This window comes from Microbacterium sp. KHB019, assembly GCF_037285405.1.
Classification (GTDB): Bacteria; Actinomycetota; Actinomycetes; order Actinomycetales; family Microbacteriaceae; genus Microbacterium.
Window position 1 is genome coordinate 438,877 of the sequence record NZ_JBBDHF010000001.1, and the last position, 24,205, is coordinate 463,081.

22 protein-coding genes are annotated in these 24,205 nt (G+C 68.6%); all 22 read left to right on the top strand.

Annotation, left to right across the window (positions count from 1 at the left end):
• Window positions 1-4 precede the first annotated feature (4 nt).
• Window positions 5-3,271, top strand: a complete 3,267-nt coding sequence (locus tag KHB019_RS02190) for a DEAD/DEAH box helicase (RefSeq protein WP_337458001.1) — start codon at window positions 5-7, stop codon at window positions 3,269-3,271.
• Window positions 3,272-3,348: 77 nt separating this feature from the next.
• A complete protein-coding gene (locus tag KHB019_RS02195) occupies window positions 3,349-4,923 on the top strand; it encodes a Rieske 2Fe-2S domain-containing protein (protein WP_230103212.1) in 1,575 nt (524 codons plus the stop codon).
• A 57-nt stretch (window positions 4,924-4,980) separates the two neighbouring features.
• Window positions 4,981-5,511 (top strand): bifunctional pyr operon transcriptional regulator/uracil phosphoribosyltransferase PyrR, encoded by a 531-nt coding sequence (pyrR, locus tag KHB019_RS02200; protein WP_230103213.1) that lies wholly within the window; start codon window positions 4,981-4,983, stop codon window positions 5,509-5,511.
• Window positions 5,508-6,473: an aspartate carbamoyltransferase catalytic subunit gene (locus KHB019_RS02205; protein ID WP_325470654.1), complete on the top strand. Its 966-nt coding sequence runs from the start codon at window positions 5,508-5,510 to the stop codon at window positions 6,471-6,473. The genes pyrR and KHB019_RS02205 overlap by 4 nt, the downstream gene beginning before the upstream one ends.
• Window positions 6,474-6,502: 29 nt before the next feature.
• Window positions 6,503-7,774 (top strand): dihydroorotase, encoded by a 1,272-nt coding sequence (locus tag KHB019_RS02210; RefSeq protein WP_414684004.1) that lies wholly within the window; start codon window positions 6,503-6,505, stop codon window positions 7,772-7,774.
• A 2-nt stretch (window positions 7,775-7,776) separates the two neighbouring features.
• Window positions 7,777-8,280 (top strand): PH-like domain-containing protein, encoded by a 504-nt coding sequence (locus KHB019_RS02215; protein ID WP_337458390.1) that lies wholly within the window; start codon window positions 7,777-7,779, stop codon window positions 8,278-8,280.
• Window positions 8,281-8,306: 26 nt separating this feature from the next.
• A complete protein-coding gene (gene carA / locus KHB019_RS02220) occupies window positions 8,307-9,443 on the top strand; it encodes a glutamine-hydrolyzing carbamoyl-phosphate synthase small subunit (RefSeq protein WP_325470704.1) in 1,137 nt (378 codons plus the stop codon).
• Entirely contained in the window at window positions 9,443-12,730 is a 3,288-nt protein-coding gene (gene carB, locus KHB019_RS02225) for a carbamoyl-phosphate synthase large subunit (RefSeq protein WP_337458002.1), read from the top strand. Before carA ends, carB begins: the two co-directional genes overlap by 1 nt.
• The gene (gene pyrF / locus KHB019_RS02230; protein ID WP_337458003.1) at window positions 12,727-13,575 is read left to right on the top strand and encodes an orotidine-5'-phosphate decarboxylase; all 849 of its coding nucleotides are present in this window, start codon (window positions 12,727-12,729) and stop codon (window positions 13,573-13,575) included. The genes carB and pyrF overlap by 4 nt, the downstream gene beginning before the upstream one ends.
• The gene (gene gmk / locus KHB019_RS02235) at window positions 13,568-14,473 is read left to right on the top strand and encodes a guanylate kinase (protein WP_337458004.1); all 906 of its coding nucleotides are present in this window, start codon (window positions 13,568-13,570) and stop codon (window positions 14,471-14,473) included. The genes pyrF and gmk overlap by 8 nt, the downstream gene beginning before the upstream one ends.
• A gap of 65 nt (window positions 14,474-14,538) precedes the next feature.
• Window positions 14,539-14,796, top strand: a complete 258-nt coding sequence (gene rpoZ / locus KHB019_RS02240) for a DNA-directed RNA polymerase subunit omega (RefSeq protein ID WP_033107065.1) — start codon at window positions 14,539-14,541, stop codon at window positions 14,794-14,796.
• A gap of 14 nt (window positions 14,797-14,810) precedes the next feature.
• Window positions 14,811-16,007: a methionine adenosyltransferase gene (metK, locus tag KHB019_RS02245; RefSeq protein ID WP_230103219.1), complete on the top strand. Its 1,197-nt coding sequence runs from the start codon at window positions 14,811-14,813 to the stop codon at window positions 16,005-16,007.
• Between the two features lie 22 nt (window positions 16,008-16,029).
• The gene (locus KHB019_RS02250; RefSeq protein ID WP_325470650.1) at window positions 16,030-17,970 is read left to right on the top strand and encodes a primosomal protein N'; all 1,941 of its coding nucleotides are present in this window, start codon (window positions 16,030-16,032) and stop codon (window positions 17,968-17,970) included.
• Between the two features lie 35 nt (window positions 17,971-18,005).
• Entirely contained in the window at window positions 18,006-18,926 is a 921-nt protein-coding gene (gene fmt / locus KHB019_RS02255; RefSeq protein ID WP_337458005.1) for a methionyl-tRNA formyltransferase, read from the top strand.
• Entirely contained in the window at window positions 18,923-20,353 is a 1,431-nt protein-coding gene (locus KHB019_RS02260) for an RsmB/NOP family class I SAM-dependent RNA methyltransferase (protein WP_230103222.1), read from the top strand. The genes fmt and KHB019_RS02260 overlap by 4 nt, the downstream gene beginning before the upstream one ends.
• Entirely contained in the window at window positions 20,350-21,045 is a 696-nt protein-coding gene (rpe, locus tag KHB019_RS02265) for a ribulose-phosphate 3-epimerase (RefSeq protein WP_290368260.1), read from the top strand. Before KHB019_RS02260 ends, rpe begins: the two co-directional genes overlap by 4 nt.
• Window positions 21,042-21,305: a phosphoribosyl-ATP diphosphatase gene (locus tag KHB019_RS02270; protein ID WP_230103223.1), complete on the top strand. Its 264-nt coding sequence runs from the start codon at window positions 21,042-21,044 to the stop codon at window positions 21,303-21,305. The genes rpe and KHB019_RS02270 overlap by 4 nt, the downstream gene beginning before the upstream one ends.
• A gap of 37 nt (window positions 21,306-21,342) precedes the next feature.
• On the top strand, window positions 21,343-22,182 hold the full coding sequence (gene hisG / locus KHB019_RS02275) for an ATP phosphoribosyltransferase (protein ID WP_230103224.1): 840 nt from the start codon (window positions 21,343-21,345) through the stop codon (window positions 22,180-22,182).
• Between the two features lie 14 nt (window positions 22,183-22,196).
• Window positions 22,197-22,958: an imidazole glycerol phosphate synthase subunit HisF gene (hisF, locus tag KHB019_RS02280; protein WP_337458006.1), complete on the top strand. Its 762-nt coding sequence runs from the start codon at window positions 22,197-22,199 to the stop codon at window positions 22,956-22,958.
• The gene (gene hisI / locus KHB019_RS02285; RefSeq protein ID WP_337458007.1) at window positions 22,955-23,326 is read left to right on the top strand and encodes a phosphoribosyl-AMP cyclohydrolase; all 372 of its coding nucleotides are present in this window, start codon (window positions 22,955-22,957) and stop codon (window positions 23,324-23,326) included. The genes hisF and hisI overlap by 4 nt, the downstream gene beginning before the upstream one ends.
• 11 nt (window positions 23,327-23,337) lie before the next feature.
• The gene (locus KHB019_RS02290) at window positions 23,338-23,928 is read left to right on the top strand and encodes a Trp biosynthesis-associated membrane protein (protein ID WP_230103227.1); all 591 of its coding nucleotides are present in this window, start codon (window positions 23,338-23,340) and stop codon (window positions 23,926-23,928) included.
• 46 nt (window positions 23,929-23,974) lie between these two features.
• Window positions 23,975-24,205, top strand: a complete 231-nt coding sequence (locus KHB019_RS02295) for an HGxxPAAW family protein (protein WP_230103228.1) — start codon at window positions 23,975-23,977, stop codon at window positions 24,203-24,205.

The following is a 24,205-nucleotide window of genomic DNA, read 5'->3' on the forward strand; positions in this document are numbered from 1 at the left end:
CCACATGCCCGCCCCGAGCATCGACCTGTCCATCCTGCGACGGGTGACGGACGCGGGCAGCCTCGAGCGCGGACGGGCGTATGCACGCGCCGGCATGGTGAGACGCACCGCCTGGAACGCGGACTTCACCATGCTCACGGCCGAGGTCCGCGGGTCGGGCGAGAGCGACTACCGATGCGTCGTCCGCGTCACCATGGGGCGCGAATCGGCCGAGATATCGTCGACGACGTGCACGTGCCCTGTCCGGTTCGGATGCAAGCACATCGTCGCGACCGTTCTCACGAGCAACGCCGACATCGAGGCGTCTCCGGTCCCGGCCTCCCCGCTGCCGCCCGAATCGGCGGCGCCGACCTGGCGTGTACTGCTCGAATCGCCGCCGGCGGCGGCCCGTGCCGTACCGCTCGCGCTCGGCGTCGAGGTCCGGCATCGCGCTGCACGCGGAGTCCACCAGTGGGCGCCGCGCCCTGTGCGCACAGCCACCGTTCGCGATGTCGTCAAGGGCGGGGGCGAGCTGCTCCTCGGCATCCGCCCGCTCATGCGCAGCGGCGCCACAGGGTCATGGATTCAGGGGACGGCGTCCTGGGACGCCATGCGTCGTCCTGGCACGCAGTTCGCTCCGGAGCAGTTGCGATGGTTCGCCGAGCTGCTGAGCATCGCGCGCGACTCGCTGCTCTCCGGTACTGCGGGGGACTGGCTGATCCTCGACCACGTGGAATCGGGTCTGCTGTGGCCGCACCTGCGTGCGGGCGCAGCGCACGGCGTTCCGCTGGTCACAGCGCAGAAGAGTTTCACGGTCGCGTTCGCGGAATCCGGTGAGGTCACTGCGGCGATCGAGCGAACCGATGACGGCCTCTCCGTGTCCGCCGACGTCGTCCTCGACGGGCACGCGGTCGATCCCCAGACGGCTTGGACGATCGGTCACTCCGGTGTCTACGCGGTCACGCCTCTCGGCGCCAGAGCGCAGGTGACGCTCGCCGAGGTGCCGCTGAGCTCCACGGTGCACGCACTGATCACGGCGCGGACGCCGCTGGTCGTTCCGGCGGCCGAAGAAGGCGCGTTCCTGCGCGACGCCTATCCGGCGCTCGCGCGCCGCGTTCCGATACGAACCGTCGGGGCGGTCGAGCTGCCCGCTGTGCCGACGCCCGTCGCGACGCTCGTACTCGTCCACCGACCCGGAGACCGCATCGACTACGCCGTCGAATGGGCGTATCGCGGTCACGGTCGCTTCCCGCTGACGCCGACCGCCGATGCCGTCCGCGACGAGGACGCCGAGCAGGAGGCTCTTCGAGAGGCCTCTGCGCTGTGGGAGTCGGTGACCGGGGAGGATTTCGCGCCGTCCGGCACGTTCCTCGATGTCGACGCCGCCGAGTTCGCGACACACATCGTGCCGGCGCTCAAGGCCCAGGGTCTGTCCGTCGTCATGACGGGCAGACCCAAGACGTATCACGAGCTCAGCGGTGCGCCCGAGATCACGGTGTCCACGGTGGAGAGCACCGACCCTGACTGGTTCGACCTCGGGGTGATCGTGAAGATCGACGGCCGCAGCATTCCGTTCGCCCCGCTGTTCACGGCTCTGAGCATGCGCCGCACGAAGCTGCTGCTCGTCGACGGCAGCTGGTTCTCGCTCGCACATCCGGCGCTCGACTCGCTCCGCGAGCTCATCGACGAGGCCACCGAGCTCGCCGAATGGGAGACCGGCCCCCGCATCAGCCGGTACCAGACCGACCTCTGGGAGGAGTTCGAGGATCTGGCCGATCAGGCGGTGCCCGCGACGAGCTGGCGCGCCACGGCTGAGGGCCTGAGAGAGGCGACCGGGGTTCCCTCGGCGCCGCTGCCCACGGGGCTGCAGGCAGAGCTGCGTCCGTATCAGAAGACCGGATTCGACTGGCTCGCCTTCCTGTGGCGGCACCGGCTGGGCGGCATCCTCGCCGACGACATGGGACTCGGCAAGACGATCCAGTTGCTGACCCTGATGCTCCACGCCCGCGCCTCAGGCGAACGACGGCCGTTCCTCGTGATCGCGCCGACGTCTGTGCTGTCGACTTGGAGCGAGGAGGCCGCGCGCTTCGCGCCGTCGCTGAGCGTGCGCGTCATCGAGGGGACGCGAACCCGCCGCGAAGGATCGATCGCAGATGCCGCGCGAGACGCCGACCTCGTGGTGACGTCGTACACGCTGGCGCGATTGGATGCCGAGGAGTACGCCGCTGCGGACTGGGCAGTGCTCGTGCTCGACGAGGCGCAGTTCGTGAAGAACCCTGCGACCAAGCAGCACCGCGCTGTGGCATCCATTCCGGCCGGCGTCACGTTCGCGGTCACCGGAACCCCGATGGAGAACAGCCTCGGGGATCTGTGGGCGCTGCTCAAGCTCACCGCGCCCGGGCTGTTCGCGTCGGCCAGGAAGTTCCGGCAGGACTACGTCCAGCCGATCGAACAGGGGAAGGTGCCGGAGAACGAAGAGGGCGGGGAGTACCGGCAGCGCCGGCTGGAGCGGCTGCGGCGTCGCATCCGGCCGCTCATGCTGCGGCGTACGAAAGAACTCGTCGCCACCGATCTTCCCGAGAAGCAGGAGCAGCTGCTGCACGTGGAGCTCAGCGCGTCGCATCGGGCGGTGTACGACACCGTGCTGCAGCGCGAGCGGCAGAAGGTGCTCGGGCTGCTGAAGGATCTCGACCGCAACCGATTCATCGTGTTCCGATCGCTGACGATGCTGCGGATGCTGAGTCTCGCACCTGGGCTCGTCGACGAGGCCGATGCGAAGATCGGCTCGCGCAAGCTCGACGCGCTCATCGAACGCGTGATGGAACTCCACGCCGAAGGGCACCGAGCGCTCGTGTTCAGTCAGTTCACGTCGTTCCTGCAGCTCGCCGCCGCGCGGCTCGAACAGGCGGGCATCCCGTACGCGTACCTCGACGGCTCGACGCGCAAGCGCAAGGAGGTCATCGACGGGTTCCGCACGGGGGAGCAGCCGGTCTTCCTCATCAGCCTGAAATCCGGCGGGTTCGGGCTGACGCTCACCGAGGCCGACTACGTGTTCATGCTGGATCCGTGGTGGAACCCCGCCGCCGAGGCCCAGGCCATCGACCGCACGCATCGCATCGGCCAGCGCAACCCCGTGATGGTGTACCGCATGATCTCGTCCGGCACGATCGAAGAGAAGGTTCTCGCGCTGCAGCAGCGCAAGGCGCGCCTGTTCACCGCGGTGATGGATGACGAGGCGCTGTTCGCACAGTCGCTCACAGCGGACGACATACGCGGGCTGTTCGACAGCTGAGGGTTTCCACGGCCGTGCTCGGCTGACGCGAAGGGCGCCGCCGGTAGAATCGAGCGGTCCACCTCAGGAGGAGTGCAATGCGGATCACCGGACTCGGCCACGCCGGGATGTTCATCGAGACCGTCGGCGGAAACATCATCTGCGACCCGGTCCTCGGACCCTCGTTCTTCGGCTCCTGGTTCCCGTTCCCCGACAACCGCGGCCTCGACTGGGAGAAGTTCGGACGGGATGCCGACTTCCTCTACATCTCGCACCGCCACCGCGACCACTTCGACCCGAAGCTGCTCGAGCGCTACATCCGCAAGGACATCGAAGTGCTCCTCCCGGAGTACCCCATCGACGACCTCGAGCGGGACATCCGGGCGCTCGGCTACACGAACATCACGTACGCGCCGGCCGGTCAGGTCATCGAGCGCGGCGACCTGAAGATCATGATCACGCCGCTCCGCGCGCCGAGTGACGGTCCGATCGGCGACTCCTCGCTGAGCGTCGACGACGGCACGGCATCCGTGCTCAACCAGAACGATTCGCATCCGCTGGACCTCGAGAAGCTGCTGAGCTTCGGCACACCTGATGCGTATTTCACGCAGGTCTCCGGAGCGATCTGGTGGCCGATGGTCTACGACCTCCCGATGGACGCCAAGCAGAACTTCGCGAAGCTCAAGCGCGACGCCCAGAACAAGCGCGCGATGTACTACATCGAGAAGGTCGACGCACCGCACGTGTTCCCGATGGCAGGGCCTCCCATGTTCCTGCGCGACGACCTGTTCGACTTCAACGGACTCGGGCGAAACGGCGAGTCGATCTTCACGGATCAGAAGCAGTTCCTCGCGCACATGAAGGAGCTCGCACCGCAGTACGACGGCCGGCTCTTCGTTCCTGGCACGGTCGTCACGCTCGAGAACCGCGAACTCGTCGCTGTCGAGCAGACGCTGTACACGCCGTCGGAGCTCGAGCACATCTTCGACGAGAAGTGGGACTACCTCGAGGAGCAGCGCGCGAGCCGTCAGCAGGAGATCCGGGACGAAGAGGCGGAGCGGGCACCCGTGCTGTCGTCGGAGGAGATCCTCGCCGAGCTCAAGGCGTGGTGGGAACCGCTGATGAAGAAGTCCCGCACCATCCGGCTCGGCGTCGGCGGCTGCGTCCGATTCCACATCGGCGACCTCGACATGGTCGTCGACTTCCCGCGTGCCAAGGTCCGCGAGTACGCAGGGGAGGACTGCATCTACTGGTACACGATCCCCGCCGATCTCGTCTCGACGAACATCCGTGATCGCGAGATCGACTGGTCGAACTCCATCTTCCTGTCGATGCAGTTCTCGGTCGGTCGCAGCGGCAAGTTCAACGAGTTCCTGACGACGTTCCTCAAGTGCCTGTCCGTCGACCGGATCGAGTACGTCGAGAACTGGTACTCCGAGCAGACCGATCAGACCGAAGACGCCGAGGTCGGCGACTGGGTCGTCCAGCGCCGCTGCCCGCACCTGCGGGCCGACCTGACCAAGACGGGCAAGGTCGACGAAGATGGCATCCTCACGTGCAGCATGCACGACTGGAAGTGGGATCTGAAGACCGGCAAGTGCCTCACCACCACCGGCCACGAGATCCGCGCGGAGCGCTGCGCCGTCACGGAGGACGCACTGAAGCTCGGCTAGACTCGAACCGCAAGCAACCTTTAACCCCGTCCAGAGAGGCGGAGAAGGGAGCGGCTGATGAGCGCACGCACCGTGCTGCAACAGGCCGATATCTCGCGGGCACTGACCCGCATCGCCCATGAGATCCTCGAATCCAACAAGGGTGCGGCAGGTCTCGTGCTGCTGGGTATCCCCACCCGCGGCGTCGCCCTCGCCGAGCGACTGGGGGCACTGATCGCCTCGATCGCCGACACCGAGGTTCCGATCGGCTCGCTCGATGTCACGCTCTTCCGCGACGATCTCGCCAAGCATCCGACTCGTTCGCCGCAGCCCACCGAGATCCCCGCCGGCGGCATCGACGGCAAGACGGTCGTGCTCGTCGACGATGTGCTGTTCTCCGGTCGAAGCATCCGCGCTGCCCTCGACGCGATCCAGTCGATCGGGCGTCCCTCGATCGTGCGCCTCGCGATCCTCGTCGACCGCGGACACCGCGAGCTGCCGATCCGCCCCGACTTCGTCGGCAAGAACATCCCGTCAGCGCGCACCGAGCGCGTCAACGTGCGCCTGAGCGAGAACGACGGCGTGGATGAGGTGACGATCGGCGCATGAGGCACCTTCTCGACACCCACACGCTCGACCGCGAGACCGCGCTGCGGATCCTCGACGTCGCAGAGGACATGTCCGACACGCAGTCCCGCGAGGTCAAGAAGCTTCCGACCCTGCGCGGCAAGACCGTCGTCAACCTCTTCTTCGAGGACTCCACCCGCACCCGCATATCTTTCGAGGCTGCGGCCAAGCGTCTGTCCGCCGATGTCATCAACTTCGCGGCCAAGGGCTCCAGCGTCTCGAAGGGCGAGAGCCTGAAGGACACCGCGCAGACCCTCCAGGCCATGGGCGCCGATGCCGTCGTCATCCGGCACTCGGCATCGGGCGCTCCCCGCACTCTCGCCACCAGCGGCTGGATCTCTGCCGGGGTCGTCAACGCCGGCGACGGCACGCACGAGCACCCGACGCAGGCGCTGCTGGATGCGTTCACGATCCGCAAGCGCCGCTTCGGCGCCGACAGTCGAAGCCGCGACCTCGCCGGTATCCGCGTCGTCATCGTCGGCGACGTGCTGCACTCGCGCGTTGCCCGATCGAACGTCTGGCTGCTCACCGCGCTCGGGGCCGAGGTCACCCTGGTGGCACCCCCGACGCTCGTCCCGCAGAACGTCTCGCAGTGGCCGGTGCGAGTCGCCTACGACCTCGATGAGGCTCTGGCCGAAGGACCGGACGCCGTCATGATGCTGCGCATCCAGCTCGAGCGCATGGGGGCCGCGTATTTCCCGAGTGAGCGGGAGTATTCCCGTACCTGGGGGCTCGACGCCGTGCGCGCGGCGTCCCTGCCGAGCGATAGCATTGTGATGCACCCCGGACCGATGAATCGCGGCTTGGAGATCTCCTCCGCTGCCGCGGATTCGCCGCGCTCGACAGTGCTCGAGCAGGTGACGAACGGAGTGTCGGTTCGGATGGCCGTACTGTATCTGCTGCTCGCAGGCGAACGACACGACGAACGAGGGAGAGACCTGTGACCGAGACCCTCGTGATCGTCGGAGCGCGGATGCTGGGAGCAGACGGCGCCGACATCCTCGTCAAGGACGGTGTGATCGCCGAGATCGGTTCCGGTGTGCGCAGCGCGGGAGCCCGCGTCATCGACGCGGACGGCCTCGTCGCGCTCCCCGGTCTCGTCGATCTGCACACGCACCTGCGGGAGCCGGGCTACGAAGCATCCGAGACGATCCTCACCGGGACCAGAGCGGCGGCTGCTGGCGGCTTCACCGCCGTCTTCGCGATGCCCAACACCTCGCCGGTCGCCGACTCAGCCGGCGTCGTCGAACAGGAGCTCGCCCTCGGTGAGGCCGCTGGCTACGCCACGGTGCAGCCGATCGGCGCCGTCACCGTCGGTCAGAAGGGCGAGCGCCTCGCCGAACTCGGCGCGATGGCGAACTCGCGAGCGAAGGTGCGCGTCTTCAGCGACGACGGCTTCTGCGTGTTCGACCCGCTGATCATGCGTCGCGCCCTGGAATACGTGAAGGCGTTCGGCGGCGTCATCGCACAGCACGCGCAGGACCCTCGTCTGACGGAGGGCGCCCAGATGAACGAGGGCGTCGTCTCCGCCGAACTCGGACTCGCCGGCTGGCCCGCGGTCGCCGAGGAGTCGATCATCGCCAGGGATGTGCTCCTCGCCGAGCATGTCGGATCACGGCTGCACGTGTGTCACCTCTCCACTGCCGGTTCGGTCGACATCATCCGCTGGGCCAAGAAGCGCGGGGTCGACGTGACCGCCGAGGTCACCCCGCACCACCTGCTGCTGACGGACGAACTCGTCCGCGGTTACGACGCGCGCTACAAGGTCAATCCCCCGCTTCGCCGTGAGGAGGACGTCCTCGCGGTGCGCGAGGGGCTCGCCGACGGCACGATCGACATCGTCGCGACCGACCACGCCCCGCACCCGAGCGAGAGCAAGGCCTGCGAGTGGCAGGCTGCGGCCAACGGCATGGTGGGGCTGGAGAGCGCGCTGCGCGTCGTGCACCAGTCGATGGTGCAGACGGGGCTCCTCGAGTGGGCGGATGTCGCGCGCGTCATGAGCACAGCCCCTGCTCGCATCGGCATGCTCGACGGCCACGGCACACCTCTCGAGGTCGGACAGCCGGCGCAGATCACGTTGTACGACCCGAACATCACCGGCACGTTCACGACGAACGACCTGCGCGGCCGCAGCGAGAACTCGCCGTACCTGGGCCGCGAGCTCCCCGGTCGCGTGGAGTGGACCATCCACGGCGGCACGGTCACCGTGGCATCCGGAACCGTCGTAGAGGAGTTGAACTCGTGAGCATGCGGGATCTCGCCGTGGCCATCACGATCGGCGTCGCCGTCCTCGTGCTGCTCGCGATGGCGTTCGCCTGGCGACGACGACTCCGACGCGACTCCGTATCCAGCGCCCCGCTGGGCGTTCCGGAGCACGCCGAGGTGCTCAGCCGCCACGCGGTGCTCTACGTGTCGACCACTCGACACGATGAGCCATTGGAGCGTCTGGCGATCACGCCGCTCGCGTACCGGGCGCGTGGTGAGCTCGCCGTGACCGATCGGGGCGCGGCGCTGTGCCTCGACGGGGCGCCGACGGTGTTCCTGTCGAAGGACAAGCTCGCCGGCGTCGACCGCGCCACCGTCACGATCGACCGGGTCGTCGAACCCGGCGGTCTCGTCCGCCTGTCCTGGAACGTGGATGCCGACACCATCGTCGACTCCTACCTGCGCCCAACGGGCGGAACACCCGAAACCCTCATCTCTGAACTTCAGCGGCTCATCCCCGCAGGCGACAAAGGAGCAGCGTCTTGACAAGCTCAACCACTTCCGCGGGCCAGATGCCGGCACCAGCCGTCCTCGTGCTGGAAGACGGCACGCGCCACCGCGGCCGCGCATACGGTGCCGTGGGCACCACGCTCGGCGAGGTCGTCTTCGCCACCGGCATGTCCGGATACCAGGAGACCCTGACCGACCCGTCCTACGCAGGGCAGATCGTCCTGCAGACCGCGCCGCACATCGGCAACACCGGCATGAACGACGAGGACACCGAGTCCCGCCGGATCTGGGTCGCCGGCTACATCGTGCGCGACCCCTCGCGCGTCGTGTCGAACTGGCGCGCGAACGCCTCACTCGATGAGACGCTCGTGCGCGACGGCATCGTGGGCATCAGCGGCATCGACACCCGTTCCATCACCCGCCACATCCGCTCCGCCGGTTCCATGCGCGGCGGGATCTTCTCGGGCGCAGACGCTGCGATCGACGCCGAGGAGCAGCTGCGTCTGGTGCAGCAGGCGCCGGAGATGAGCGGTCAGAACCTCTCCGCCCAGGTGTCGGTCGAGGTGACCACGGTGACGACGGCCCTCGGCGAGCGCATCGGCAACCTCGCCGTGCTCGACCTCGGAGTCAAGCAGGCCACGATCGACAACCTCGCCGCTCGCGGGTTCGAGGTCCACGTGCTGCCGCAGAACGCCACGATCGACGAGATCCGCGCCATCGACCCGGTGGCGGTCTTCTACTCCAACGGACCAGGCGACCCCGCAGCATCCGGCGATCACGTCGAACTGCTCCGCTCCGTGCTCGACGAGGGTCTGCCGTTCTTCGGCATCTGCTTCGGCAACCAGCTCCTCGGCCGCGCGCTGGGGCTCGGAACCTACAAGCTGCCGTTCGGCCATCGCGGCATCAACCAGCCCGTGCTCGACAAGTCCACCGGCAAGGTCGAGATCACCGCCCACAACCACGGCTTCGCCGTCGACGCACCCCTGGAGGGCACGTTCGACAGCCCGAACGGCTACGGCAAGGTCGAGGTCAGCCACGTGGGCCTCAACGACAACGTGGTCGAGGGACTGCGCGCCCTCGACATCCCGGCGTTCTCGGTGCAGTACCACCCCGAGGCCGCCGCGGGCCCGCACGACGCCAACTACCTCTTCGACCGGTTCGCAGAACTGGTCATCTCCACGCAGAAGGACGCCAAGTAATGCCGAAGCGCGACGACATCAACTCCGTCCTCGTCATCGGGTCCGGCCCGATCGTCATCGGTCAGGCCTGCGAGTTCGACTACTCGGGAACCCAGGCGTGCCGTGTGCTGCGCGAGGAGGGCGTCCGGGTCATCCTCGTCAACTCCAACCCGGCCACCATCATGACCGACCCCGACTTCGCCGACGCGACGTACATCGAGCCGATCACCTGGCAGGTCATCGAGACGATCATCGCCAAGGAGCGCCCGGATGCGATCCTCCCGACGCTCGGCGGTCAGACGGCGCTGAACGCCGCGATCGAGCTCCACAACCACGGGATCCTCGAGAAGTACGACATCGAGCTGATCGGCGCGAACTTCGAGGCGATCAACAAGGGGGAGGACCGTCAGATCTTCAAGGAACTGGTCCTCGAGGCGGGCGCGGATGTCGCAGCATCCGTCATCTGCCACACCATGGACGAGCTCATCGCCGGCGCCGAGAAGCTCGGTTATCCGCTCGTCGTGCGCCCCAGCTTCACGATGGGCGGGCTCGGCTCCGGGTTCGCTTACGATGAAGCGGATCTCCGCCGCATCGGCGGTGCCGGGCTGCACGATTCGCCCACCACCGAGGTGCTGCTCGAGGAGTCGATCCTCGGGTGGAAGGAGTACGAGCTCGAGCTCATGCGCGACACGGCCGACAACACCGTCGTCGTCTGCTCGATCGAGAACGTCGACCCCGTCGGCGTGCACACCGGCGACTCGATCACGGTGGCCCCGGCTCTGACGCTCACCGACCGCGAGTACCAGAGGCTCCGCGACATCGGCATCGACATCATCCGAGCGGTGGGCGTCGACACCGGAGGCTGCAACATCCAGTTCGCGGTGAACCCCGAGAACGGGCGCATCATCGTCATCGAGATGAACCCGCGTGTCTCGCGTTCGTCCGCGCTGGCCTCCAAGGCGACCGGCTTCCCGATCGCGAAGCTCGCAGCCAAGCTCGCGCTGGGCTACCGGCTCGACGAGATCCCGAACGACATCACCGGCGTGACGCCCGCGAGCTTCGAGCCCACGCTCGACTACGTGGTCGTGAAGGTGCCCCGCTTCGCGTTCGAGAAGTTCCCTGCGGCCGACGCCACCCTGACGACGACCATGAAGTCGGTCGGCGAGGCCATGGCGATCGGACGCAACTACGCCACGGCGCTGCAGAAGGCGCTCCGCTCGCTCGAGAAGCGCGGCTCGAGCTTCCACTGGGGCGAGGAGACCCGCTCGGTGGAGGAGCTGCTCGAGATCTCGAAGACTCCGACCGACGGGCGGATCGTCGTCCTGCAGCAGGCGCTGCGCAAGGGTGCGACGATCGAGCAAGCGTTCGACGCCACGGCCATCGATCCCTGGTTCCTCGACCAGATCGTGCTGATCAACGAGGTCGCCGAGACCGTCCGCACCGCGGGGGAGTTCGACGCCGACGTGATCCGTTACGCGAAGGAGCACGGCTTCTCCGACGCTCAGCTGGCTGAGATCCGAGGCATCAGCGAGGCCGAAGTCCGGGGTGTGCGCCATGGGCTCGGCATCCGTCCCGTGTACAAGACGGTCGACACCTGCGCGGGGGAGTTCCCGGCTCTGACCCCCTACCACTACTCGAGCTACGACTTCGAGACCGAGGTGGCACCGTCCGAGCGCACCAAGGTGGTCATCATCGGGTCCGGCCCCAACCGCATCGGCCAGGGCGTCGAGTTCGACTACTCGTGCGTGCATGCGTCGTTCGCCCTGTCGGATGCCGGGTACGAGACTGTCATGGTCAACTGCAACCCCGAGACGGTGTCCACCGACTACGACACCTCCGACCGGCTGTACTTCGAGCCGCTCACGCTCGAGGACGTGCTCGAGGTGCTCGATGCCGAAGCCGCCAGCGGCACCATCCTCGGCGTCGTCTGCCAGCTCGGCGGCCAGACGCCGCTCGGGCTGGCCAAGGGCATCGAGGCTGCGGGCTACACGGTGCTCGGCACTAGCCCCGCCGCCATCGACATCGCCGAGGAGCGCGAGCTGTTCTCGCAGCTGCTCGCCCAGGCCGATCTCGTCGCACCGCGCCACGGCACGGCCACAGGCGTCGACGGCGCCGTCGCGATCGCGGAGGACATCGGCTACCCGGTGCTCGTCCGCCCCAGCTTCGTGCTCGGCGGCCGCGGCATGGAGATCGTCTACGACACCCCGAGCCTGCGCGACTACTTCGTGCGCACAGCCGGAGAGGTCATCGTCGGACCCGGCACGCCGCTGCTCGTCGACCGCTTCCTCGACGACGCCATCGAGCTCGACGTCGACGCGCTGTACGACGGCCACGAGCTGTACATCGGCGGCGTCATGGAGCACCTCGAGGAGGCCGGGATCCACTCCGGCGACTCGAGCTGCACCCTGCCGCCCATCTCACTCGGCCGCAGTGACGTCGATCGCGTCCGCGACGCGACCCTCGCGATCGCCGAGGGCGTGGGCGTGCGCGGTCTGCTGAACGTGCAGTTCGCGATCAGCGCCGGTGTGCTCTACGTCATCGAGGCGAACCCGCGTGCGAGCCGCACCGTCCCGTTCGTGTCGAAGGCGCTCGGCATTCCGATGGCCAAGGCCGCCAGCCGCATCATGGCCGGTGCCACGATCGCCGAGCTGAAGGCCGAAGGGCTGCTGCCGGCTGCCGACGGATCCCGCGTACCGATGGACGCCCCGGTGTCTGTGAAGGAGGCGGTCCTGCCCTTCAAGCGGTTCCGCACCAAGGACGGGAAGATCGTCGACTCCGTACTCGGCCCGGAGATGCGGTCGACCGGCGAGGTCATGGGCATCGACAAGGACTTCCCGACCGCGTTCGCGAAGAGTCAGGCCGCGGCCTACGGCGGGATGCCGACCTCCGGCACCGTGTTCATCTCCGTGGCCGACGCCGACAAGCGCGCCGTGATCCTGCCGGCGCACCGTCTGCAGCAGCTCGGCTTCACACTGGTCGCGACAGAGGGCACTGCCGAGATCCTCTCGCGCAACGGCATCACTGTTCAGGTCGTGGCCAAGTACAGCGAGACACAGGACAGCGGCGCGCAGAACATCGTCGACCTCATCAACGACGGCGCGATCGACATCGTCGTGAACACGCCGTCCGGTGGTGCGGCGCGTGCCGACGGATACGAGATCCGTGCGGCCGCCGTCGCTGCCGACAAGGCGCTGTTCACCACGATCGCCGTGCTCGGCGCCGCCGTGAGCGGTATGGACGCCGCCGACGAGGGCTTCGACGTCAAGAGCCTCCAGGAGTACGCACTCGACCGTCAGGCGGCACTGTGAGCGCAGACGGCTTCGGAGAGAGGGTCCGTGCAGCTCTGGCCACACGAGGCCCGCTCTGCGTCGGCATCGATCCGCACGCCGAGCTCCTGACGGCCTGGGGGCTGGGGACCTCGGCGGGCGGGGCGCGCGAGTTCGGTCTGCGGACGGTGGATGCCGCGGCCGGCCGCGTCGGGGTCGTCAAGCCGCAGGTGTCGTTCTTCGAACGGTTCGGATCCGCCGGGTTCGCGGCTCTCGAGGACGTCCTCTCGGCGGCCAGGGATGCCGGGCTCATCGTGATCGCCGACGCCAAGCGCGGCGACATCGGCACCACGATGGACGCGTACGCGACGGCGTGGCTGACTCCGGGGGCGCCGCTCGAGGCGGACGCCATCACTGTGAACCCCTACCTCGGCGTCGGAACGCTCGAGAGCACGTTCGAATTGGCGCATGAGCACGGCAAGGGCGTCTTCGTCCTCGCCGCGACGAGCAATCCGGAAGCCGCAGACGTGCAGCGCGCCGAGACCGCGGCGTCGCAGACGGTGTCGGCGGAGATCATCGCCCAGGTGAGCACGCGCAACGCCCAGCACACGGACGCCGGCAGGTGGGGGAGTCTCGGCTTCGTCATCGGAGCGACCGTCGACTGGACGGATGCCGGGCTCGCGCCGTTCGCGCCATCCGCCCCGATCCTCGCACCCGGATTCGGGGTTCAGGGTGCAGGTCCTGCGGACCTGCACGCGCGCTTCGGCGTCTCCTCCCCGATGGTGATCGCCTCGGAGAGCCGGAGCATCCTCTCGGCCGGCCCCGACGGCCTCGTCTCGGCGATCGACGCTCGCATCGCCGACTACCGGAAGGCTCTCGATGGCTGAGCGAACCGTTCCCGAAGTCGATCGTGCGGCGGCGGCCCGCCGCGCGGTGGAACGCCGTCAGGCGCGTGCGTCGCTCAAGCGCGACCTGAGCATGCGCGTCGTGACCCCGCAGACCGTCGCGGCTCAGGCCTTCGCGGACGCCGACTCCGTGGCCGGATCGATGCGGATCACCGACTTCCTGCTCGCGCTCCCGGCGATCGGCGTCGGCAAGCGGGACCGTATCCTCCTCGACCTCGACATCTCACCCGTGAAGCGGCTCGGCGGCCTCGGCGTGCGCCAGCGTGCGAGCCTCACGCACTGGCTCGACGAGCGGTTCCCGGTTTCGGAGCCCCGCGCCGGGCGCAGCCGCCTGCTCGTGCTTGCCGGCCCGACCGCGGTCGGCAAGGGGACTGTCGCCGCGCACATCCGTGAGAATCATCCGGAGATCCATCTGTCGGTCTCGGCAACCACCCGCGCGCCGCGCCCCGGTGAGATCGACGGCGTGCACTACTTCTTCGTCGACGACGCCGAGTTCGATCGTCTCATCGCGGACGGCGAACTCCTCGAGCACGCGGTCGTGCACAACAGATCCCGATACGGCACTCCGCGCGCGCCCATCGATGCCGCTCTCAGCGAGGGCAAGACGGTTCTCCTCGAGATCGACCTGCAGGGCGCCCGTCAGGTCAGGGCGGCGGAGCCGTCGGCCACGCTCATCTTCCTGCTGCCTCCATCGTGGGACGAACTCGTCCAGCGGCTGGTCGGCCGAGGCACCGAGAACGAGGAGGAACGCACCCGTCGGCTGCGCACCGCGAAGGTGGAACTTGCCGCTCAGGGAGAGTTCGATTACCGCATTGTGAACGAGGACGTCGCCGCAGCAGCGCGCGAGGTCGTAGAATTGTCTGAGGCTCCAGCGCGCTGAACGCTTTCGCGCGCCCGCCGATTCGACTTCGCGACGAACCCGTCGCCTGATCTGGAGGTCCCACCATGGCCGGACACCACACCAAGGGCATCATCGACCCGCCCATCGACAACCTGCTCGACCGCGTCGAGTCCAAGTACGAATTGGTCATCTACGCGTCCAAGCGCGCGCGCCAGATCAACGACTACTACGCCGACCTTCACGAGGGCAACCTGTTCGACAACGTCGGACCGCTGGTCGACTCGTCCGTCGAGGACAAGCCGCTGACCATCGCGCTGCACGAGATCAACGAGGACAAGCTCCGCCTTCGCCACGCTGAGTGACGGCGGCCTCCTCGATGAGCGCGCTGCGCCTTTTCACGTCTGAATCCGTCACCGAGGGCCATCCGGACAAGATCTGCGACCAGATCTCGGACAGCATCCTCGACGGCCTGATCGCCAAGGATCCGGCATCCCGTGTCGCGGTGGAGACCCTGGTCACCACCGGTCTGGTGCACGTCGCCGGCGAGATCCGCACCGAGGCGTACGTCGACATCCCCACCATCGTCCGCGAGGTCGTCAACGGGATCGGCTACACCTCCAGCGACACCGGATTCGACGGCGACTCGTGCGGCGTGAGCGTCTCAGTGGGGGAGCAGTCCAGCGACATCGCCCACGGCGTCGACCTCGCCCAGGAGCACCGCGACGGCACCTCCAGTGATGCGCTCGACGGCCTCGGCGCCGGCGACCAGGGCATCATGTTCGGGTTCGCGACCGTCGAGACTCCCGAGCTCATGCCGATGGCAGGGCACACGGCTCATCGCATCGCGGAGCGACTCACCGAGGTGCGCCGCTCCGGAGAGCTCGACTTCCTGCGTCCGGACGGCAAGACGCAGGTCACGCTCGGCTACGAGGGCTTCACGCCGAAGACGATCGATGCGGTCGTGCTCTCGACGCAGCATCACCCCGACGTCTCGCAGGATGAGCTCAAGGATCAGGTGCGCCGTCTGGTCATCGATCCGGTTCTCGAGGGTACCGGGCTCGAGATGCCGTCGAGCGACCGCTACTTCATCAACCCCGCCGGGCCGTTCGTCACCGGCGGCCCTAAGGGGGATGCCGGACTCACCGGCCGCAAGATCATCATCGACACCTACGGCGGCGCTGCCCGTCACGGCGGCGGGGCGTTCAGCGGCAAGGATCCGTCCAAGGTCGACCGCTCGGGCGCGTACGCCATGCGCTGGGTCGCGAAGAACGCCGTCGCCGCCGGTCTCGCAGATCGGCTCGAGGTGCAGGTCGCGTACGCGATCGGCGTCGCCCGCCCCGTCGGCCTCTACGTCGAGACGTTCGGCACCGGCAAGGTGTCCGACGAGGTGATCACGAACGCGATCCGCGAGGTCTTCGACCTGCGGCCGCAGGCGATCATCGAGCAGCTCGATCTGCTGCGTCCGATCTACCGCCGAACGGCGGCATACGGCCACTTCGGGCGCGAGCTGCCGGAGTTCACGTGGGAGCGGACCGACCGAGCCGACGAGCTGCGCCGCGCCGCAGGGCTGTGATGCGCAGGCGCGGAGCCCGGCGTTGAGCCGGCGCATCGCGCGCGTGCTGCTGGACTCGCCACTGCCGCAGCTCGACCGCCTGTTCGACTACGTCCTCCTCGAGGAGTTCGGCGACGTTCCGGTCGGCGCCCGCGTGCGGGTGCCGCTGCGCACGGCCGGGCGGCTGGTCGACGCCTTTGTCGTAGAGGTGGCGGAGGAGGACGATTCCGAGCGCGCCCTGTCGACCGTCGACAGCGTGACCTCCCTCGTGCCCGTTCTGCCGGAGCGGCTCTACCGCCTCGCGCGCCGCGTGGCCGATCGTGCGGCGGGGTCGGCGTCCGACATCCTTCGACTCGCGATTCCGAAACGTCAGGTCCGCGTCGAGAAGGCATGGAAAGCGGACGCCGCGGCCGTCGCGCCGTCCGACGAGGCGATCGCGAGGGCGGAGGCCGTCCTCGGCGAGTACTCCGGACTCGCCGGTCTGCTCGACGAACGCGGGCGAGGCGCTGTCGAGGCCGTCCCAGGGGTCCGTGATGGGATGCTGCCGTGGACGCAGCTGCTGGCGGCCTCGGCGACGCGGATGCTCGCATCCGGCTCCTCCGTCATCATCGCGCTGCCCGATCACCGCGACCTCGATCGGCTGCTCACGACGCTCGAGACGTTCGTGCCGGCCGAGGCGATCGTGCGCCACGACGCCCGGCAGACCAATCCAGAGCGCTACCGGGGGTTCCTGCGGACCATCGAAGACGCTCCGTGCGTGGTCGTCGGCAACCGCTCGTCCGTGTACGCCCCGGTGGAGGCCGGTCTCATCGCCATCTGGGACGACGGAGACCCGCTGTACAGCGAACCGCTGGCGCCGTACGTGCACACCAGAGACGCGATGCTCGTCCGTCAGGAGCAGGAGGGGTCTGCGCTGCTGTTCGCCGGTCACACGCGCACGAGTGATGTCGAGCGTCTCGTGCAGCGCGGGTGGCTGACCGAAGTTCGTGCGGAGCGCCGCGTCACACCCCGTGTCGTGCTGAGCAGTCCGCAGGAGATGGAGCAGCCGGCGCAGCGCGTGCATTCCACCGCCTACGCCGCCGCACGGAAGGCCAGCGAGGAAGGCCCCGTACTCGTGCAGGTCGCGCGCCCCGGGTTCTCGCCGACGCTGGTGTGCGCCGACTGCCGTGCCCCCGCTCGTTGCGCCCACTGCGGCGGTCCGCTCGGAGCTTCGCACCGCGGTGCTGTGCCGGTCTGCGGCTGGTGCGGCCGTTCGGCCCGCGCCTGGCACTGCCCGTCCTGCTCCTCGACCCAGCTCCGCCTTGCGTCCTCCGGGAGCGAGCGAACGGCCGACGAACTCGGTCGCGCCTTCCCCGGCGTGCGCGTGATCGTCGCAGACAGCGCGCACCCCGTCGAGTCGGTGCCTGCGAGACCGGCTCTGGTGGTCGCCACCAGGGGAGCCGAGCCGCTCGCCGATGGCGGGTACCGCGCCGTGCTGCTTCTCGACGGTCCACGGATGCTGCAGGCTCCTGACCTCCGCATCGCGGAGTCGTGCCTGCGCTGGTGGTCGAATGCCGCAGCCCTCGCAGCTCCTGGGGCGCCGATCCACCTGGTCGGGGTCGACGGTCCGGTCGGCCGAGCACTCGCGACGTGGACGCAGGCCGCGTACGCACGAAGCGAGCTCGAGAGCCGGGAACCACTGCATCTGCCGCCTGCGACGCGTGTCGCGCTCGTCGAGGGGCTGCCGCCGTCGGTGTCCAGAGCACTCGCTGCGCTTCGCGATCTGCCCCTGCCGGCGGACGCCGTCCTCGGACCGGTGCCGATCGAGACCGACGAGGGCCGGGTGCGCGCTCTCGTCCGCTTCGAGTACGCCGCCGGCCCCGCCGTCACCACCAGGCTCAGAGCATCCGTCGTCGCCGAAGCGACAGGGCGTCGTCGTGGACGGGGCCAGAGCAATCGGATCCCGCTCTCGGTGCGTCTGGATATGCTCGATCCTGAGCTTTGACAGTTTCCGAGCTTCCATCCATCCGGAGCACCTTCATGCGTCTTGTCTTCGCCGGCACCCCGGCAGCCGCGATTCCCACCCTTCGCACCCTTGCGATGATCCACGAGATCGCAGCCGTCGTCACCCGGCCCGATGCGCCGCTCGGCAGAAAGCGCGTGCTCACCCCGTCGCCGGTCGCGCAGGTCGCAGAGGAACTCGGAATCCCGGTCATCAAAGCGGCCAAGCTCGATGACGATGCCACCGGCCGCATCGCAGCCCTCCGCGCTGAGCTCGGAGTGATCGTTGCGTACGGCGGACTCGTGCGCGAGCCGCTGCTGTCGACCCCGCAGCACGGATGGATCAATCTGCACTTCTCGCTGCTGCCGCAGTGGCGCGGGGCTGCGCCTGTCCAGCGAGCGCTCATCGCCGGGGATGCCGTGCTCGGCGCGAGCGTCTTCCAGCTCGTCCCCGCGCTGGACGCCGGAGACGTCTTCGCAGCGCGAAGCGTCGCGGTGCCGCCGGACGCCACGGCAGACATCGCCCTCGAGATCCTCGCGGAGGACGGGGCGCAGCTCACCGCAGACGTCGTCGCCGGCATCGCCGACGGCACCGCCGCGTCGCGGCCGCAGGAGGGCGAGCCGACCACCGCCCCGAAGCTGACCGTCGAGGACGGCGCACTGGATTGGACGCAGCCGCTCGACGCCGTCTTCGCACGATTCCGCGGTGTGACACCGGAGCCGGGTGCGCACACGGTCGTCGGAGACCTGAGGGTGAAGATCCTGGCAGCCGCACCGTCTCAGGACGCGGAGCCGCTCGATCCGGGCGCCGTCGCGGCGACCAAGGACGCACTGCTGATCGGCACGGCCACGCAGCCCCTGGCGGTGACGCGCGTGCAACCGGCTGGCAAGCCGGCGATGGACGCGACCGCCTGGTGGCGCGGCTTCCGCGGAGACGAGACCGTGCGAGCGGGCGCATGAGCGGGCCGTCGCAGCGCCGCCCAGCACGACGCCCCACCGGCAGTGCGCCGCAGACCCGGCGCGTGCAGCCGGCCCGTCGAGTGGCCTATGACGTGCTGAGAGCAGTGAGCGAGTCGGATGCCTACGCGAACCTGCTGCTGCCGTCCGCGATCAGCGACGCCCGGCTGACGCCGCAGGACGCGGCTCTCGCAACCGAACTGACCTATGGCACGCTGCGCCGACGAGGCACCTACGACGCGGTCATCGAGGCGGCGGCCGGCCGTTCGACAGCGGACATCGACCCCGCAGTGCTCGATGCCCTGCGGCTCGCGGCGCATCAGCTGCTCGCCACACGCGTGGCCTCGCACGCCGCGGTCAACGAGTCCGTGAACCTCGTCACCGCCGAGGTCGGCAGAGGTCCGGCCGGCTTCGCTAACGCGGTGCTGCGGCGGATCTCGCGCGATACGCCCGGTCAGTGGCAGGAGCGCATCGAGCAGGGCGCGCGGTCCGACGATGAGCGACTGGGTCTGCGCACGGCGCACCCGGTCTGGATCATCCGCGCGCTCCGCAGAGCTCTGGCGGCCGACGGCCGGGTCTCGGAGCTCGAAGAGCTGCTCGACGCCGACAACGTCTCACCGGAGGTCACGCTGGTGGCGCTGCCCGGGCTCGCCGAACCAGGAGAACCGCGCCGGCCATACGCACCGACGGCCTTCGGATCCCCCGGAGGCGATCCGCTCGCGCTGATCAGTGCCTCCGGCGGGACAATCCGGGTCCAGGACGAGGGGTCGCAGCTCGTCGCACTGGCGCTGGCCGGCGCGAAGCCGATCACGGCGGGGGAGAAGTGGCTCGACCTGTGCGCCGGCCCAGGGGGCAAGACCGCGCTGCTCGCGTCGATCGCACGCGAGAACGAGGTCGTCCTCGAGGCGAACGAGGTCGTCCCGACACGCGCCAGGCTCGTCCGCAATGCGCTGAAGGCTGTGCCCGGCGAGGTGATCGTCCACGAGCAGGACGGCAGGCACCTCACCCAGGAGAACCGGGGCGTGTTCGACAGGATCCTCGTCGACGCCCCGTGCACCGGCCTCGGCGCGCTGCGCCGCCGCCCTGAGGCGCGCTGGCGCAAGTCGCCTTCCGACGTCGCCGAGCTCGCCGAGCTCCAGACCGAACTGCTCGCCGGTGCTCTGGACGCGCTGGCACCGGGCGGCGTCGTCGCCTACGTGACCTGCTCGCCGCACCTCGCTGAGACCTCGGGGATCGTCGCAGAGGTCCTGAGGACCCGTGACGACGTGACCCGGCTGGATGCCGCGGCCGTCATCAGCGACGTCGCCATGAGTCCGATCGACCTCGCCGGCGACGGCAGCGGTCACGTTCAACTGTGGCCGCATCGTCACGGCACAGACGCCATGTTCCTCGCGCTGCTCCAGCGCGATTCGAAGGGAGAAGACCGGTGAGCCTTCCGTCCTCGCTGCGTTCTGAAGCACCGCGCATCAACCCCAGCATCCTCTCGGCCGACTTCGTGAACATGCAGCGCGATCTCGCCCGCATCGAGACGGCCGACTTCGTGCACGTCGACGTGATGGACAACCACTTCGTCCCGAATCTGACGTTCGGACTGCAGATGGTCGAGCGCGTCCAGGCGACCAGCCCCATCCCGCTCGATGTGCACCTGATGATCACGGACCCCGATCGCTGGGCTCCTGGCTACGCCGAGCTGGGAGCGGCCAGCGTCACGTTCCACCTCGAGGCGGCATCCGACCCCGTCGCCCTCGCCAGGCGGCTCCGCGACATGGGCGCACGTGCCGGGGTCGCGATCAAGCCGGGTACCGCCGGCGACGCGCTCTACGACATCCTCGACGAGTTCGATCAGATCCTGGTCATGACGGTCGAGCCGGGATTCGGCGGACAGAGCTTCATGCCCGAGACGATGCCGAAGCTGCGTGCGCTCGTGGATGAGGCCAGGCGCCGCGGCTCGAACACCTGGTTCCAGGTCGACGGCGGCATTTCGGATTCGACGATCGAACAGGCTGCGGCGGCCGGCGCCGACACCTTCGTCGCAGGATCCGCGGTCTACGGCGCCGACAGCATCGAGGCGGCCGTCACGGGACTTCGGGACCGCGCGCGAGCCGCTAGCCTGGAAACGTGAAGACTTTCGACGAGCTGTTCGCCGAGCTCAGCGCCAAAGCCGAGAACCGTCCAGAGGGTTCTCGCACCGTCGCAGAGCTCGACGCCGGCGTGCACACCATCGGCAAGAAGATCGTCGAGGAGGCCGCCGAGGTGTGGATGGCCGCCGAGTACGAGTCGGATGCCGAGGCCGCCGAGGAGATCTCCCAGCTGCTCTATCACCTGCAGGTCATGATGATCGCGAAGGGGCTGACCCCCGAGGACGTGTACCGACATCTCTGATGCGCTCCGTCTCGTACCTCTGATCTGAAAGTTCCCCATGCTGCGCATCGCTGTTCCCAACAAGGGCTCGCTCGCCGAGACCGCCGCCGAGATGCTCGCCGAAGCCGGATACACCGGCCGTCGCGACTCCAAGACCCTGCACGTCGTGGATGCCGCGAACGACGTCGAATTCTTCTTCCTCCGTCCGCGCGACATCGCCACCTACGTGGCATCCGGAGCACTCGACGTCGGCATCACCGGCCGCGATCTGCTGCGCGACGTGCCGCAGCAGGCCCGCGAGATCGAAGCGCTCGGCTTCGCGCACTCGACGTTCCGCTTCGCCGCCCCACCAGGACGGTTCCAGACCCTCGAAGACCTGGCGGGGGTCCGGATCGCCTCGGCCTACCCTGGACTCGTCGACGCGTTCCTCCGCGACCACGGTGTCGAGGCGACCCTCGTGCCGCTCGACGGCGCGGTGGAGTCCGCCGTTCAGCTCGGCGTCGCCGACGCGATCGCCGACGTCGTCGAGACCGGAACCACGCTCCGCCAGGCGGGACTCGAGATCTTCGGACCCGTGATCATCGAATCCGAGGCCGTCCTCATCAGCCGAACCGGCGACGTCGACGGGACCGAGCGGTTGCTGCGTCGCCTCCGCGGAGTGATCGTCGCCCGGCGCTTCGTGCTGCTCGACTTCGACCTCCCCGCCAGCCTCGTGGAGAAGGCCGCCGCGATCGCCCCCGGCCGTGAATCGCCGACCATCTCACCGCTGCAGGATCCGGATTGGGTCGCCGTGCGCGTGATGCTGCCGCGCAAGGGCATCAACCAGGTGATGGACGATCTGTACTCGATCGGCGCACGCGCATTGCTGGTCACCGCCATCCACGCTGCGAGATTGTGATCACGGAGACCCAGATGACTCTGACCAGCCGTGTCATCCCGTGCCTCGACGTCGCCGCAGGACGCGTCGTCAAGGGCGTCAACTTCGAGAACCTGCGCGACATGGGCGACCCGGTCGAACTGGCTGCGCACTACGCGGCGCAGGGAGCCGATGAGATCACGTTCCTCGACGTCACGGCGACCGTCGACGACCGGTCCACGACGTACGACGTCGTGCAGCGCACGGCCGAGAACGTGTTCGTGCCGCTCACCGTCGGCGGAGGAGTCCGCTCCGTCGAGGACGTCGCCCGGTTGCAGGGAGTCGGAGCGGACAAGGTCGGCGTGAACTCCGCCGCGATCGCACGCCCTGACCTCATCGGCGAGATCGCCGACCGATTCGGTGCTCAGGTGCTCGTGCTCTCCCTCGATGTGAAGCGCGCTGGGGCCACGGCGTCCGGGTTCGTCGTCACGACCCACGGCGGGCGCACCGAGACGACGCTGGACGCCCTCGAGTGGGCGCGCGAGGCGATCGAGCGCGGCGCGGGGGAGCTGCTCGTGAACTCCATCGACGCCGACGGCACGCGCGACGGCTTCGACCTCGAGCTCGTCGGCCTCATGCGCGAGGTGTCCTCCGTCCCCGTCATCGCCTCCGGCGGCGCCGGTGCCGTGACCGACTTCGCACCGGCTGTCAAGGCGGGGGCGGACGCCGTGCTCGCCGCGAGCGTCTTCCACTCCGGTGCCCTGACCGTCGGCGACGTCAAGGAAGCCATGCGCGCAGAAGGGATCGTCGTGCGATGAGCGAGGCTTCGAAGAGTGGTCTCGAGGCACGGATCGCCCAGGTCGCGTGGAACGCCGACGGCCTGGCACCCGCGATCGTGCAGCAGTGGGACTCGCGCGAAGTGCTCATGCTCGCCTGGCTCGATGCCGAGGCGCTGCGACGCACTCTCACCACAGGTCGCGTGACGTACTGGTCGCGCTCGCGTCAGGAGTACTGGCGCAAGGGCGACACGTCGGGCAACATCCAGCGCATCCGCGAGGCCAGGCTGGACTGCGACGGCGACGCGATCCTGCTGCTCGTCGATCAGACGGGTCCCGCCTGCCACACCGGCACCCGGACGTGCTTCGACGCGGCCGACCTCGAGGCCGTCGACGGCGTGACCGGATGAGTCGGCCCAGAATGAGCATCGCCCAGCGCGGCCGCAGCATCGCCGTCATCGGTTTCCTCCTGGCCGGAGCCATCGGCATCATCTCCTCGACCCAGACGTGGCTCACGGTGACGCGCGCCGACTCCGGCGAGCCGATCCTCGTGGCGGGCGCCGATGCCCTTGCGCTCCTCGCCCCGCTCAGTCTCGCCGTCCTCGCCGTCGGGGCGGCTCTCGCGATCGTCGGCGTGGTGCTTCGATACGCCCTGGCCGCGCTCGCTCTGCTCGCCGGCGGACTGCTCACGTGGTGGACAGCCGACATCCTCTTCTCGACACCGCTGCCAGCCGTCGCACCGACGGTCACGCAGGCCACCGGGCTCGCAGGCAGCAGCACGCTGATGGACATGATCGCATCGATCGAGCCGTCCGCCTGGCCGGTGCTCGCCCTCATCGGCTGGGTCGTGCTGATCATGTCGGCGCTCTTCGCGCTCATCACAGCGCACCGCTGGAAGCGCGGTGGACGCCGCTATCGCACGGATGCCGCGGCGCACGGTGATCACGACGGGCCTGTCGACGCGATCGATTCCTGGGACGACCTGTCGCGTGGCACGGACCCCACACGGTGACCCCGATAGACTGGCTGAGAAACCCACGACCGCCTCGGAGGAGAACATGACCAACCCGATCGCCGACCCCGGCCACGGACACTCGCCTGCGGCCTGGACTGCCGTGATCGTCATGCTGTTCGGCTTCTTCGCCGGCACGATCGCCTTCTGCTTCGAGCAGCCCGTCTTCGTGTGGGTCTCGGTCGGAATCATCGTGATCGGGCTGCTGCTGGGTTGGATCCTCGCCAAGGCCGGTTACGGCGTCAACGGACCCAAGTACGCGCCGAAGGGCCACTGA